Annotated in this window: 11 protein-coding genes; 7 read left to right on the top strand and 4 right to left on the bottom strand. The window is 72.9% G+C overall.

All coding sequences use genetic code 11. From position 1 onward, the window contains the following. Nucleotides 1–39 precede the first annotated feature (39 nt). The 7 genes from O7616_RS23605 to O7616_RS23575 are packed head-to-tail and all read left to right on the top strand — an operon-like array spanning nt 40 to nt 8,777. Nucleotides 40–1,332 (top strand): sugar ABC transporter substrate-binding protein, encoded by a 1,293-nt coding sequence (locus tag O7616_RS23605; protein ID WP_282303988.1) that lies wholly within the window; start codon nt 40–42, stop codon nt 1,330–1,332. 4 nt (nt 1,333–1,336) lie between these two features. Beyond that, nucleotides 1,337–2,485, top strand: coding sequence for an ADP-ribosylglycohydrolase family protein (locus O7616_RS23600; RefSeq protein ID WP_282303987.1), 1,149 nt, complete (start codon nt 1,337–1,339; stop codon nt 2,483–2,485). Continuing rightward, complete coding sequence (locus tag O7616_RS23595; RefSeq protein ID WP_282303986.1) at nt 2,482–3,846, top strand: ADP-ribosylglycohydrolase family protein; 1,365 nt, start codon at nt 2,482–2,484, stop codon at nt 3,844–3,846. The genes O7616_RS23600 and O7616_RS23595 overlap by 4 nt, the downstream gene beginning before the upstream one ends. Next, nucleotides 3,843–4,781 (top strand): ribokinase, encoded by a 939-nt coding sequence (locus O7616_RS23590; RefSeq protein WP_282303985.1) that lies wholly within the window; start codon nt 3,843–3,845, stop codon nt 4,779–4,781. Before O7616_RS23595 ends, O7616_RS23590 begins: the two co-directional genes overlap by 4 nt. Continuing rightward, a complete protein-coding gene (locus tag O7616_RS23585) occupies nt 4,778–6,772 on the top strand; it encodes an SUMF1/EgtB/PvdO family nonheme iron enzyme (protein WP_282303984.1) in 1,995 nt (664 codons plus the stop codon). Before O7616_RS23590 ends, O7616_RS23585 begins: the two co-directional genes overlap by 4 nt. Further along, nucleotides 6,769–7,956, top strand: coding sequence for a CoA transferase (locus O7616_RS23580; RefSeq protein WP_282303983.1), 1,188 nt, complete (start codon nt 6,769–6,771; stop codon nt 7,954–7,956). Before O7616_RS23585 ends, O7616_RS23580 begins: the two co-directional genes overlap by 4 nt. After that, complete coding sequence (locus O7616_RS23575) at nt 7,956–8,777, top strand: CoA ester lyase (protein ID WP_282258769.1); 822 nt, start codon at nt 7,956–7,958, stop codon at nt 8,775–8,777. Before O7616_RS23580 ends, O7616_RS23575 begins: the two co-directional genes overlap by 1 nt. Before the next feature lie 107 nt (nt 8,778–8,884). Here the strand turns inward: O7616_RS23575 and O7616_RS23570 are convergent, their stop codons facing one another. The 4 genes from O7616_RS23570 to O7616_RS23555 all read right to left on the bottom strand — a co-directional run bounded on the left by O7616_RS23570 (nt 8,885) and on the right by O7616_RS23555 (nt 14,086). Continuing rightward, the gene (locus tag O7616_RS23570) at nt 8,885–9,565 is read right to left on the bottom strand and encodes a DUF305 domain-containing protein (RefSeq protein ID WP_282303982.1); all 681 of its coding nucleotides are present in this window, start codon (nt 9,563–9,565) and stop codon (nt 8,885–8,887) included. A gap of 68 nt (nt 9,566–9,633) precedes the next feature. Further along, nucleotides 9,634–10,569, bottom strand: coding sequence for a DUF1996 domain-containing protein (locus tag O7616_RS23565; RefSeq protein WP_282303981.1), 936 nt, complete (start codon nt 10,567–10,569; stop codon nt 9,634–9,636). A 238-nt stretch (nt 10,570–10,807) separates the two neighbouring features. Next, on the bottom strand, nt 10,808–11,470 hold the full coding sequence (locus O7616_RS23560; protein WP_282303980.1) for a C39 family peptidase: 663 nt from the start codon (nt 11,468–11,470) through the stop codon (nt 10,808–10,810). A gap of 732 nt (nt 11,471–12,202) precedes the next feature. Then, entirely contained in the window at nt 12,203–14,086 is a 1,884-nt protein-coding gene (locus O7616_RS23555; RefSeq protein WP_282303979.1) for a Xaa-Pro dipeptidyl-peptidase, read from the bottom strand. Nucleotides 14,087–14,129 lie beyond the last annotated feature (43 nt).

Below are 14,129 nucleotides of genomic sequence, written 5' to 3'. Positions count from 1 at the left end.
GACGTCCCCCCACCCACCATCACCAAGGAGGTAACCCCCATGCTCCGTACCCGATTCCGCCGACTCGCGGCGGCTGCCGCGGTCGCGGTCGTCGGCCTCGGCGCGCTCACCGCGTGCGGCGACGGCGGCGGCGACGAGGACGCGTCCGGTCCAGCCAAGCTGCGGTTCCTCAGCCTCGCCTGGCAGAAGGAGTCGCTCCAGGTCAACAAGGACCTGGTCGCCAAGTGGAACGCCGAACACCCGGACATCCAGGTGGAGTACGTCCAGGGTGACTGGAACTCGGTGCACGACCAGCTCCTCACGTCGTTCGAGGGGGGCGACGCGCCGGACATCGTGCACTACGAGGCGTCCTCGATCGGCGAGTTCAGCAAGCAGGGCTACCTGGCCGACCTGTCCGACCTGGTCTCCGACGACCTGAAGGGCCAGATCGACAAGGGCATCTGGGACACCGTCACCACCGACGGCAAGGTCACCGGTGTGCCGTTCCTGCTGGAGTCGCAGGTCGTCATCGCCAACAAGAAGCTGCTCGACGCCGCCGGTGTCGCGGTGCCGCCGGCCGACGGCGGATGGACCTGGGACGAGTTCCAGACCAACGCGCAGAAGCTCACCAAGCCCGGCCAGTACGGCGCGGCCTGGGCGCTGAAGTCGCCGACCAACCGGGTGCTCAACCTGGCGCTCAACTACGACGGCAAGTTCTTCTACGGCGACGGCCGGCGCGCCGAGGTCAAGGTCGGTGACGGGGAGAAGGAGGTCCCGAAGCGGATCCACGACATGCTCTACACCGCCAAGTCGGCCTCCCCGGAGGCGCTGGGCATGAGCGGAGCGGACACCCTGCCCGGCTTCTTCGGCGGCAAGTACGCGATGCTGCCCGGCTCGGTGTCGCTGCGTCAGCAGATGGTCGAGCAGGCGCCGGCCGGGTTCGAGTGGGTCACCCTGCCGCCCCTCAAGGGGCTCTCCGCCAAGCAGGCCGCCAACCCGCAGACGCTGTCGGTCGCCGCGGACAGCAAGCACAAGAAGCAGGCCGCGCAGTTCCTCGAGTACTTCCTGAACCCGACCAACATGGCCGCGCTGGCCAAGGGTGACTGGCTGGTGCCGACCGGCAAGCAGGCCAACGAGGAGCTGGTGAAGCTGACCGCCGGCAAGCAGGGCTGGGACGTCGCGGCGGCCAGCGCCAAGGACCTGACCGTCGCCCCGTTCCAGCAGGCCGACGGCTACCCGGAGTGGAAGACCAAGTACGCCACCCCGGCCCTCCAGCAGTACTTCGCCAACAAGATCACCATCGATCAGCTCGGCACTCAGCTGGTCGACGGTGGCAAGCAGGTTTCGAGGTAACGACATGTCACTCTTGCTCGACACATCGGTCGGTTGCCTGGTCGGCGCCGCGGTCGGAGACGCCCTGGGTGGGGCCACCGAGACGGCGTTGCCGGAGCAGATCCGCGCCCGCTTCGGCGGCTGGGTCGAGGGCATCGTGCCCCCGTACCACGCCGACTGGGCCACCGCGCGACCGCTCGCGCCGTACCACAAGGGCGACGGGCACCTCACCGACGACACGTTGATGACCCACGCCCTGGTCCGCGCGTACGCGGCCAAACGGGACCACCTCGACGCGTACGACGTGGTGGATCTGCTGGTTCCCGACCTGATCGAGCGGGTGGTGTACATCCCCGACCTGGAGCGCGACGGGGTGACCTTCCACCGGCTCGCCGCCGCCGAGCGGTGGTTGGTCACCCGTCTGCACCACGCCCACGCGGACCCGCGTGAGGCCGGGGTCGGCAACATCGTGAACTGCGGCGCGGCCATGTACATGGCGCCGGTCGGCATCGTCAACGCGGGCGACCCCGCCGGGGCGTACGCCGAGGCGGTGGAGATCGCCGGCGCGCACCAGCACAGCTACGGGCGGGAGGCCGCCGCCGTCTTCGCGGCAGCGGTCGCGGCGGCGGCGACCCCCGGCGCGGGCGTCGAGGACGTCGTCGCCGCGGCGCTGGACCTGGCCCGCGACGGCACCCGCGCGGCCGTCGACGCGGTGGTCAAGGAGGCCCGCGGCCACAGCGACTGGAAGCAGGCCATCCCGGCGCTGCGGGCCGCGGTCGCCCCCTTCGACACGGTGGGGGAGGAGTACCGCAGCCCCGGACTGGGCGCACGGCGGCCCAGCCGCCTGCACGCCATCGAGGAACTGCCGGTGGCCCTCGGCATGCTCGTGGTGGCGGGCGGCGACTTCCGGGCGGCGGTGCTCGGGTCGGTCAACTACGGCCGGGACGCCGACTCGACAGCCACCATGGCCGCCGCCATCGCCGGGGCGCTGGGCGGTGCGGACGCGGTGCCGACGGAGTGGTCCGAGGTGGTCGCGACCGCGTCGAAGACCGACCTGGTGGAGCCCGCCCGGGTCCTCGCGGCGGTGGCCGGTGAGGTCTTCGAGCGCGACCAGGCGCGGTTCGCCCGGCGGGCCGACCGCTTCGCCGCGCTGGCGGGGGAGTCGACCCGGTGAGGATCACCTGGGTGCAGCCGGAGGACCTGTTGCCGCACGAGTTGGCGGCCAGCCGGGACGAGGGACGCGACGTGACCGCGCTCGCCGCGCGCTGGGCGGCGGCCGGCGGGGACCTGACCCCGCCGGTCAGCGGGGCGTCGCCGACCTCGGCGGCGCCGGAGCTGCGGGCGCTCGCGGTGGAGTTGCTGGACGCCGCCGACGCGCTGCCCGGCGTCGACGCCGCCGACGAGCCGGACGACCTGGCCACGCTGCGGGCGGGCTGGCCGACCGGCTGGTCGCTGCCGACCGAGGTCGACCACGACCGGCTGCACGGCGCCTGGCTGGGCCGCGCGGCCGGCTGCCTGCTCGGCAAGCCGGTGGAGAAGATCCCGCGCGACGGGATTCGGGAGATCCTGGTCGCGACCGACAGGTGGCCGCTGCGCGACTGGTTCACCGCGAAGGGCCTCCCGGCCGAGGTCGCCGCCCGCTGGCCGTGGAACCGGCGCAGCGCGCCGACCAGCCTCGCCGAGAACATCGACGGGATGCCCGAGGACGACGACCTGAACTACCCGCTGCTGGCGCTTCGGGTGCTGGAGACGCACGGCCGGGGCTTCACCAGCGCCGACGTGGCGCAGGCGTGGCTGGACTGGCTGCCCGGCGGGCGGGTCTTCACCGCCGAGCGGGTCGCGTACCGCAACCTGCTCCTCGGGTACGCGCCGCCGTCCAGCGCCCGCCGGCACAACCCGTTCCGGGAGTGGATCGGGGCGCAGATCCGCACCGACGTGTACGGCTGGGTCAACCCCGGTCGGCCGGACCACGCCGCCGAGCTGGCGTTGCGCGACGCGGCGGTCAGTCACGTCCGGGGCGGGGTGCACGGGGCGATCTGGGCCGCCGCCCTGGCCGCGGCCGCCCCGGTCGCGGACAGCGTGGACGAGGTGCTGGACGCCGCCGAGTCGGTCCTGCCGCCGCGCAGCCGGTTCGCGGCCACGGTCCGTGAGGCCCGCGCCCTCGGCGCGGGGGCCGACGACTGGGAGGCCGTGGTGGACGAGCTGTACGCGCGGCACGGCCACCTGCACTGGGTGCACGTGCGCAACAACGCCGCGCTGGTGGCGGCCGCGTTGGCGTACGGCCGGGGTGATCTGGAGCGGTCCATCACGGCGGTGGTCAGCGGCGGCTGGGACACCGACTCGACCGGCGCCACGGTCGGTGCGGTGACCGGTGCCCTCACCGGCGCGTCCGGACTGCCGGCCCGCTGGATCGCGCCGCTGCGCAACCGGCTGGCCAGCAGCATCGGCGGCTTCGACGGGATCGGCTTCGACGAGCTGGCCCAGCGGACCCTCGCCCTGGCACGGCAGCGTGGACCGGAAGGGAGCGCGGCATGAGCGCGCGCGTGGCGGTGGTGGGCAGCAGCAACCTGGACCTGGTGGTCACGACGTCGCGGCTGCCCCGCCCCGGCGAGACGGTGCTCGGCGAGGACTTCCGAACCGTGCCCGGCGGCAAGGGCGCCAACCAGGCGGTCGCCGCCGCGCGGGCCGGTGCGGCCTGCGACTTCGTGGGCGCGGTCGGCGACGACGAGTTCGGTACGCAGCTGCGGACGAGCCTCGTCGGCGCGGGCGTGGGCGTCGGTGGTCTGCGGACCGTCGCCGGCCCCTCCGGTGTCGCGCTGATCGGCGTCGACCGGGAGGCGGAGAACTTCATCATCGTCGCGCCCGGGGCCAACGGCACACTTACCGAGCTGGACGCGGACGACCGGGCCACCATCGCGGCGGCGGACGTGCTGCTGCTGCAACTGGAGGTGCCGCTGACCGCAGTGACCCAGGCGGCACAGTGGGCGCGGGCCGACGGCACCACAGTGGTGCTGAACGCCGCCCCGGCCGCGGCGCTGCCCACCGAACTGCTCGACCTGGTCGACGTGCTGGTGGTCAACGAACACGAGGCCGCTGTCGTCGCCGGGATCTCCTCCGACGACCCGCCGGTGCTGCTCGACGCGCTGCTGAAGCTGGTGCCCCGGGTGGTGCTGACCCTCGGCGCACGCGGTGCCGCGTACGCCGACCGGCGCGGGCTGCGTCTCGCGGTCCCGGCGCCACAGATCGACGCGGTGGACACCACCGCCTCGGGGGACGCGTTCACCGGCGCGCTCGCCGTGGGCTGGGCCGAGCGTGGCGGCGCCGTCAGCGAGGACACCGTCACGGCGAGCCTGCGCTGGGCCTGCGCCGCGGGCGCGGCCTGCGCCCAGCGGCCCGGGGCGTCCACCGCCCTGCCCGACCGGCCGGCCATCGACGCCCTCTACGACGCGACCTACCGAGGTGCCACGTGAGCTTCAACCCGTACGTCCCGCGCCCGATCGACCGGCCCACCGAGGTGCCGTTGGGCGGGCACGCCGACCTGAGCACCCTGGACGAGGCGAAGATCTTCGCCGCGCCGGGCGACCCGGGGGACTGGCCGGCCTGGCGGGAGCAGATCACCCGCTGGCGGGCCGACGCCCGGGACCGGATCGGCTACGTCGGCGAGCACTACGACGAGATCACCGGCGACTGCTTCAGCGTCTGCCTGGCCTGGCTCTGGGACGAGGCGCTCTACGACCACGAGCGCGGCGTCTTCACCGTCGACGGGTTCCTCGACGCGGCCGGACGGGACTTCGGCGGTTTCGACGGGGTGGTGCTCTGGCACGCGTACCCGGTGATCGGCCTGGACGACCGCAACCAGTTCGACTGGTACCGGGACGTGCCGGAGCTGCCCGAGGTGGTGCGCGCGTTCCAGGAGCGGGGGGTGCGGGTCTTCGTCGACTACAACCCGTGGGACACCGGCACCCGGCGCGAGGCGGGCACCGACGCCGAGGAGGTCGCCGCGCTGGCCGGCAAGCTCGGCGTCGACGGGGTCTTCCTGGACACCCTCAAGGAGGGCGCCGGGGAGCTGCGCGCCGCGCTGGACGCGGTCCGCCCCGGCATGATCCTGGAGGGCGAGAGCCGGGTGCCGTTGGCCCGCATCGCCGACCACGCGATGTCCTGGGCGCAGTGGTTCGCCGACTCCGAGGTGCCCGGTGTGCTGCGGGCCAAGTGGTTCGAGCGGCGGCACGTGCTGCACCACACCCGGCGCTGGCACCGCGACCACCTGGACGAGCTGCACTCCGCCTGGCTCAACGGCGTCGGCGTACTGGTGTGGGAGAGCGTCTTCGGCGTCTGGGTCGGCTGGAACGAGCGGGACCGGGCGGTCCTGCGGGCGATGCGCCGGGTGCAGAGCAGCCACGCCGCGTGGTTGCGCGCCGAAGACTGGGTGCCGCTCGCCGACCACCCCGGCCACGGCCAGGTGTACGCGTCCCGCTGGACGCACGACGACCGACCCCTGTGGACCGTGGTGAACCGGGGCGCCGACCACGACGGTCCCTGGCTGGTCGTCGACCCGGACGCCGGGCGACGTTTCGTCGACCTGGTCACCGGTGTCGAGCTGACCGTCACCGAGACCGCCGACGGTCGGCTCGCGGTGGGCGGTCCACTGCCGGCCGGCGCGATAGCGGCCGTGACGCCCGGTGTCGCCGCCGGGCACCAGCACGAGCCGCCGACCGGCGACCCGGCCTTCCCGGCCCGCGAGGCGGTACGCGTGCGCACCCCGTGGGCGCCCCGGTCGCAGGTGCCGCCGGGCATGGTCGCCGTCGAGGACGGCCGACGGGACCTCGTCGTCCGGCACCGGGTGCGGGAGACCGGGCTGTACGGCGAGGCGCCCTACGTCGACGAGTGGAAGCCGTTGCCGCCCCGACTGCACCACCCCGGCACACTGCGGCGCAGCGTGCGACTCGGCCGGTTCGCCATCGCCGTCCGCGAGGTCACCCACTCCGAGTACGCCGAGTTCCTGCGCGCCAGCGGCTACCGCCCGGTGCGCCCCGAACGGTTCACGGCGGGGAGCGGACCGGCCGACGCCCCGGTGACCGGGGTGGAGCTGGCCGACGCGCGGGCGTACGCCCAGTGGGCCGGGCTGCGGCTGCCCACCGAGGATGAATGGCAGGTCGCCGCCGAGGCGGGGCTGCTCGTCAGGGGTGAGCCGTTGGTGTGGAACCTGACCGACAGCGAGCACTCCGACGGTCGTACCCGTTTCGCCATCCTCAAGGGTGGTGCCGCCTACCGGGCGGAGGGCTCCGACTGGTATCTCGACGGCGGCCCGCAACCGGCGGACGTCTCGGTGAAGTTGCTGCTCACCGGCGCCGGTCTCACCCGCTCCGACCAGGTCGGTTTCCGCTGCGCGGCCGACCTGCCCGAGACCACGGATCTGGCCGGGAGCACGGATCTGCCGGGGAGCACGGAGGTGATCCGGTGACCGCGCCACTGGACGGGGTGAAGGTCGTCGACCTGGCGACCCTCTTCGCCGGGCCGCTCGCGGCGGCGTTCCTCGGCGACTTCGGCGCCGACGTGATCAAGGTGGAGCACCCGGTCAAGCCGGACCCGTCCCGGGGGCACGGCCCGGCCCGGGACGGCGTGGGGCTCTGGTGGAAGGTCCTCGGCCGCAACAAGCGCACCGTCACCCTGAACCTGTCCGACCCGGACGGTGCCGCGTTGCTGCGTCGACTGCTCGCCGACGCCGACGTGCTGGTGGAGAACTTCCGCCCGGGCACCCTGGAGCGGTGGGGGCTCGGCCCGGCCGAGCTGCACGCCGTCAACCCCCGCCTGGTCATCACCCGGATCAGCGGGTTCGGACAGGTCGGCCCGTACGCCCGCCGACCCGGGTTCGGCACACTCGCCGAGGCGATGAGCGGCTTCGCGGCGGCCACCGGGGAACCGGACGGCCCGCCCACCCTGCCACCGTTCGGCCTGGCCGACTCGGTGACCGCGCTCGCCGCCGCGTACGCGGTGATGCTCGCCCTGCGCGCCCGGGACGTCACCGGCACCGGGCAGGTCGTGGACCTCGCCATCATCGAGCCGATCATGGCGATGCTCGGGCCGCAGATCACCTGGTACGACCAGATCGGCTACGTCCAGCCCCGGCTGGGCAACCGGTCCAACAACAACGCCCCGCGCAACACCTACCGCTGCGCGGACGGGCGCTGGGTGGCGGTCTCCACCAGCGCGCAGAGCATCGCCGAGCGGGTACTGCGGCTGGTGGGACGACCCGAGCTGGTCGACGAGCCGTGGTTCGCCACCGGCAGCGGCCGGGCCGCGCACGCCGACGAGTTGGACGCCGCGGTGGGCGCCTGGGTGGCACAGCGCGACCGCGACGAGGTGGTGGCCGCCTTCGAGGAGGCACAGGCGGCCGTCGCGCCCGTCTACGACGTACGCGACATCCTCGCCGACCCGCAGTACGCGGCACTCGGCACCGTGCGCACAGTGCCGGACGAGGAGTTGGGCGAGGTGCGCATGCAGAACGTGCCGTTCCGGCTCACCGACACCCCGGGTGGGATCCGGCACGCCGGACGGCGACACGGTCAGGACACCGACGCGGTGTTCGGGGCGCTCGGCCTGACCGACGAGGAGTTGACCGCGCTACGCGAACGGGGTGTGCTCTGATGCTGCTGAGCTGGCTCTACGTGCCCGGAGACCGCCCGGACCGGTTCGCCAAGGCGGTCGCCTCGGGCGCCGACGCCGTCATCCTCGACCTGGAGGACGCCGTGGTCGCCGGGCGCAAGGCGTACGCCCGCGAGGCCGTCGCCGAGTTCCTCGCCGACCCGCATCCGGTGCCGGTGCAGGTCCGGGTCAACGAGCTGACCGGCCCGGACGTCGACGCCGACCTGACGGCGGTGGCCGACCGGCCCGGGTTGAGCGGGCTACGGCTGCCGAAGGTCGAGTCGGCCGCGACGGTGACCGCCCTCGCCGAGCGCGTCGACGTACCAGTGCACCCGCTGATCGAGTCGGCGCTCGGGCTGGAGTCCGCGTACCCCATCGCCGTGGCCCACCCGGCGGTGGCCTCGATCGGCCTCGGTGAGGCCGACCTGCGCTCGGACCTCGGGGTGAGCGACGACGACGGTCTGCTCTGGGCGCGCGGCCGGGTGGTGGTCGCGGCCCGCGCGGCCGGTCTGACCCCACCGGCGATGTCGGTGTACGCCGACGTGGTGGACCTCGCCGGTCTGGCCGCGTCGTGCGCGGTCGGGCGGCGGCTCGGATTCCTCGGCCGCACGGCGATCCACCCGCGCCAGCTTCCGGTGATCGTGGAGGCGTTCCGTCCGGCCGAGCGGGAGGTGGCCCGCGCCGCCGAGCTGCTGGCCGCGGTGGCGGACGCGGAACTGCGGGACTCGGGGACCGTGGTCCTGCCCGACGGCCGGTTCGCGGACCGGGCGATGGTGGCCGCCGCCCAGCGTGTCGTCGACCTGGCCGCCCGCTACGCCGTCTGAGCGCACCGGTCGCAGGTCACCGAGCGCGCGCCGTCGCGTGGGCTGGTGGTGCCCTCGGAGGTCACCGGGCTGGTCGCAGTCGCGTGGGCTGGTGGTGCCCTCGGAGGTCAGCGGGCGGTCGCGGTCGCCGGTGCGCCGGCCGACGTCGTCCGGTCGAGCCGGTCGAGCCGCGCGAGGTGGGCGTTGCCGTCCCGGGCCACGGCCTGGGCCATCGCCGTGGCCGCCGGGTGGGCCCCGGCGCGTTGCTCCGCCACGGCGACCCGGGCCGTCTGCGTCAGGTGCGCGCGCAGGTGCCCGGCGAGCAGCCGGTGGAACGGTGTCCCGGTGGCCGCCCGCAGTGCGGTCACCTGCTCGGCGGTGACCATGCCCGGCATGTCGTGACCCTCGTGCGGGTTGGTCGTCGGCGCGCCGGCATCGTCCAACAGCCGGAGAGCCCGGTGCAGGTCGGCGCGCTCGGTGGCCTCGACCTGAGCGGCCAGATGTCGCCAACCCGGGTCCGTGGTCCGGGCCGGCACGAGTTCGAGCACGGGCAGCAGGCGTTCGGCCATCGCCGCCGTCAACTGGAGCCAGGCGATGTCGGTGGGGCTGAACGGTCCCGTCGGTGCCGGCGCGACCGTCGCCGGTGGCCGGGTCGGTGCGAGGTCGACCGCCGGTGGCTCGGTCGATGTCGGCGTGACCGCCGGTGGCGGGGTCGGTGCGGTGGTGCTGGACGGGCCGGGTGGCCCGGCGGCGCAGCCGGCGACGAGCAGGACGCCGACGAGCACCGTGGACGCTGTCGACCGGAGCATTCGACCTCCTTCCGCCAGGGCGGCGGGCCCGCGTCACCGGGCCCGCCGTCGTGGTGTGGACCTGTCGCTCAGATCGGTCGGCCGTCGTGACCGCACTTGATGACGGGGCGAATGCAGTCCTGGACCCGGCGGGCCATCTCCGCCACCGGCCACGCGTTGAAGAAGTCACCGTGCATCGTGTAACCCGGCCCGGAAGCCAGCCGGAACCGCGACGGGTCGCCGGTGACCGGGTAGCGCAGCACCTGCCGCAACTTCGGCACGTGCACCGGGTGGGTGCTCGGGCAGGCCTGGTTCACCGGGTACGCGAGGTGGCTCTTGTGGTCCGGCGAGTCCAGGTCCCGGCCGTTCCAACACTGCGGGAAGTCCAGGTACGACTCCAGCATCGTGCCGGACGGGCAGTTCACGAAGTCCTTCGACGGTGGCACGTGCCCGGCGTGCAGGCACGACCAACGGGCGATGCTGTCGTTCGGCCCGGTGGCCTTCGCGTTGCCGGCGACCAGACGCAGCCCCAGCGGGAACGGTTGGGTGTTCGCGACGACGTCGGAGCGTACGCCCTCGCCCAGGTAGTAGAACGTGGCGATCGCCGGCTCCACCGGCACGTTGTCCCGGTACAGGGTCGGCACCCAGTAGGACGAGACGTCCACTCGCGGGTTGCAGGTGGTGGGGGAGTTGACCAGGTCGGGGAGCGTGGTACCGGCGTTCGTCACCGTGCTGCCGAAGAAGCTGTGCATGTGCGAGGCTCCGGGCAGCCCGGGGAAGATGATCGGGTCGTCCGGCAGTCGGTGGCTGTAGGTGCAGTCGGCGGGGAACTCGGCGACCCGGATGACGTTGGTGCCGAAGTCGCCACCGGCCTGCCCGGGTGCGGCGTCGGCTCTGGCCGGGGCGGCGTCGGCCCGGTCGGTGGCGGAGACCAGGTACGTGCCGAGGAGCACCAGCAGGGCGCCGATCGCCGTGACGAGGCGCAGTCGGCGGGGCATGCCGGAGAGGGGTGCGGCCCTGTCCATCGTGTGACTCCTGTCGAGAGAACGGGTCAGGGACAGCTCCGGCGCCGCCGCCGAAGACAGCGGAGTGTGTCCTGGCCAGACATGGTGGTGGCTTGGTGAGCCCGAGAAGAGAGAGCGCTCTCTTGGTCCCAGCGTCACCTATATGTCGACTCTTGTCAATGCGTCCGGCAACTGATGGAAAAGACACCGAAGGGCCGGGCCCCGTGGTGGGGTCCGGCCCTTCAGCGTCGGGTGGTGCTCAGCTGGCGGCGTAGCCGCGGGTGGCGATCCAGTCGGCGAGGTGCTCGACGGTGACCTCGTACGAGGCGGTGTTCGGGTCGGCGGAGTCGGCGATGGTGACGATGTCGCCGTTGTCGCGGTAGCCGACCACGCTGATGTAGTGCCCACCCTCGAAGGAGTGGATACCACCGTCGGTGTCAGTGGTGGTGCCGGCGATGTTGGCGACCACGGCCCGGCCGTCGTCGACGGTGCGGACGATGTCGGCGCGCAGCTTGTCGGTCTGCTTGTCGTCGGCCTTCGGGGTGCTGATCTCGACGGAGTGGTAGGCGTCGTTCTTGCCGGTCTCCTTGTTCAGCACCGGGGTGATGTCGTTGATGGAGTTGGTGCCGGCCTCGGTGGTGCCCATCTCCTTGGCCATGGCGTCCACGCTGATGTCCTTGCCCTGCACGCTCAGGGCGTTACGGGCGGCGGCGGGGCCGCAGTAGTAGAAGTTCGGCTGGGCCTCGTAGCGCACGCCCAGCTGACGCTCACCGTGACCCTTGCGGTCGGTCTGCGCCTGCGACGTCGGCTTGCTGGTGTTCGGGGCGGCGAAGGCGGTGGTGACGGGTCCGGCGATGGCGCCACCGGTGAACGCGAGACCGGCGGCGGTCAGGGCGGTCTTACGAATCAGATCGGTACGCATGATGGCGTGCTCCTCTGCTTCATCGGGGGATACCGCACGACGCACGGGGGACGGCCATGCGGGGGAAGTTCAGTGCCCGGCGACCCGGTGGGGTCGGCGTCGGGACCAGGTGTGTAACCAGGTGGGGCGGCGGATCATTCCACCGGTGGTCGGCCGGATGGTGCTCGACCGAGCCAGGGACGGTGACCGCGTGCGTCGGCGGAATCGTTCCGCCGAGCCAGGGGACGGTCACCGGATCGGGCGGCACATTCATTCCGCCGGGCTTCCGACCCGTGGCGCTCGGGGGTGTAACCGTGGCGGGCTGGCCGGTGTTCCCGGCGGCTGCCGCTCACCACGACCGAACTCGCGGCCGTGCCAGGTACAACGCCCCCGGGCCGGCCCGGATTCCGCCGCCCGGGTGGCCCCAGCCACCGGACAAACCTCGCATAGTGGGCAATTTAGCCGGCTGGCGGCGGTGCCCCCGCCTCGATCCACTCGGGTTCGGCGAAATCGCGGTATCCGAGTGCCGGGGATACCCCGACTTCGGCGAAACGGAGTGGATCAAGCCCGGTGCGTGGCGCGCGGGTGCGGGGCGCGGGCGCGGTGCGTGGGGCGCGGGCGTGGTGTGGTGCGCGGGCGTGGCGTGGGGCGCGGGCGTGGTGCGTGGCGCAGGCGGTGCGGCCCGGGTCTGACGTGCCGGTGGGGCGGTCCGAGACGCTCGGACTGCCCCACCGGCGTGCGTAAGCGACGTGATCAGAAGCCGAGGACGCCCCGCCCGCCGACCACGGGGAGCCGCAGTTCGCTGTCGTTCGGCGCGACCCGCAGCTCGGTGCCGCCCAACGGCAGCAGGGTGTACTCCTGGTCGCTGGAGAACACGACCACGCCGATCCGGTGACCCGCCGGGAAGATGTAGTCCTTCGGTTCCATGGTCCACCGGTAGTCGTACATCTTGCCCTGCTTGACCGGCGTCGTCCGGGCGTCGCTGGTGCGGTTCTGCGGATCCATCCAACCCCGGGTCACCACCGTCGGGGCGGCGGTGGAGCCGGCCGGACCGTAGTCGACCAGGTACGCGGTCAGGTTGGCGTCCGGCTTGTTGTCGATCGCCATCCGCAGTCGCATCTCCGGCCGCCCGGAGATGCGTACGCTCTGCGTCAGCTCGGGGGAGCGGTACGCGAGCCGGTTCGCGCTCGCGGTGTCCGGGTTGGACACCAGGGTGTCCGGGTGGATGGTCCGGCCCTGGTCGACGAAGCTCTGCTCGATCTTGGCCTTCGGCGGCTTACCGGTGGTGAGGGCACCCGGGGCGGTGGCGTCGGTGGCGGCGAACCGCAGGCCCACCTCACGGGCGGCGGGGTCGGGCCAGTTGGCGTACGTGGTGTAGGCCCGGTCCTCGCGCTGGAGCACGGCGGTCGGCTCGTCCATGATGCCGTTGCGCACGTTCCACAGCCAGTAGTCGAACCAGCGGTTCTCGGTCTGCTTGTACGTCCAGGTCTGCCCGCTGGGCAGGGTCACCGAGGCGCTGCTGCCGGGGCCGCCGTGCCCGCCCTGGTGCAGCCAGATCTTGCGGGGTACGTCGCGCTTGGCGAGCTGGTCCCACCAGCCGGCGAAGTGCTCGGTCTTCACGTTCCAGTCGTTGAGGCCGTGCACGACGAAGACGCTGGCCTTGACGTTGCGGGCGTCGAGGTAGTCGCGGTCCTGCCAGAACGTCGAGTAGTCGCCGGTGATCCGGTCCTGCTCCTCGGTGATCGTCGCGAGTTCGTCGGCGCACTGCCCTTCGGCGCGTGCCTGCCCGGCGGTGTACTGGGCCAGGATGTCGAGGTCCTCGCCCTGGAACGTGCCGGGCGCGACCACCAGACCGTTGGCCCGGTAGTAGTCGTACCAGCTGCTGATCGCGGAGACCGGGACGATGGTCTTGAGCCCCTTGACCCCGGTGGTGGCCACCTGGTTGGGCAGGGTGCCGTTGTAGGAGACGCCGGTCATGCCGACCGCGCCGGTGGTCCAGCCGGCGGTGACCGGGGCGCCGTCGGCGTCGTACCCCTTGGCCCGGCCGTTGAGCCAGTCGATGACCGCTTTGGTGCCGAGCGTCTCGGCCTGGTCGCCGCTGGTCGGGCAGCCGTCCGAGTCGCCGGTACCGACGCTCTGGCCGAGCACCACCGCGTACCCGCGTGGCACGTAGTAGTCGTCCAGCGAGCCGGGCAGGTTGGCCTTGGCCTGGGCCCGCTGGACGCTCGCGTCGAGCGCGCGGCGTCCGGAGCGGTCGGTCAGACCGTTCTGCGGCAGGTCGTCGACGAGCACGCTCGGGTACGGCACGTCACCCCAGGTGCCCTTGCGGTACGGGCTGTGCTCGAAGATGACCGGCACCTTGAAGCCGGTGGTCGCGGTCTCGCGGGGTCGGGAGATGTCGATCGCGACCCGGTCGAGCCGGCCGTCGTGGTCGGTGTCCACCGGCGTCTGGACGAACACCCGCTCCTCGATCGCGTCGGCGAGTGAGAACACCGGTTGGGTCATGCCGTCGCTGACCACGATGCCGGTGGGCGTGGTGGCGGTCGGCGGTGCAGCCGTCGCGGTGGGGGCTGCGCTGAGCACCAGTGCGCCGGACACACCGATGCTCAGGAGCGCTAGATGACGGGGTCGACGCACGCGCGTCTCCCTTCGGTTGGGCCGGGTTGCCGGGGTCGGCACC

Origin of the sequence: Micromonospora sp. WMMD964 (assembly GCF_029581455.1) — a bacterium.
Taxonomy (GTDB): Bacteria; Actinomycetota; Actinomycetes; order Mycobacteriales; family Micromonosporaceae; genus Micromonospora.
This window is presented reverse-complemented; position numbering and strand designations above follow the sequence as displayed.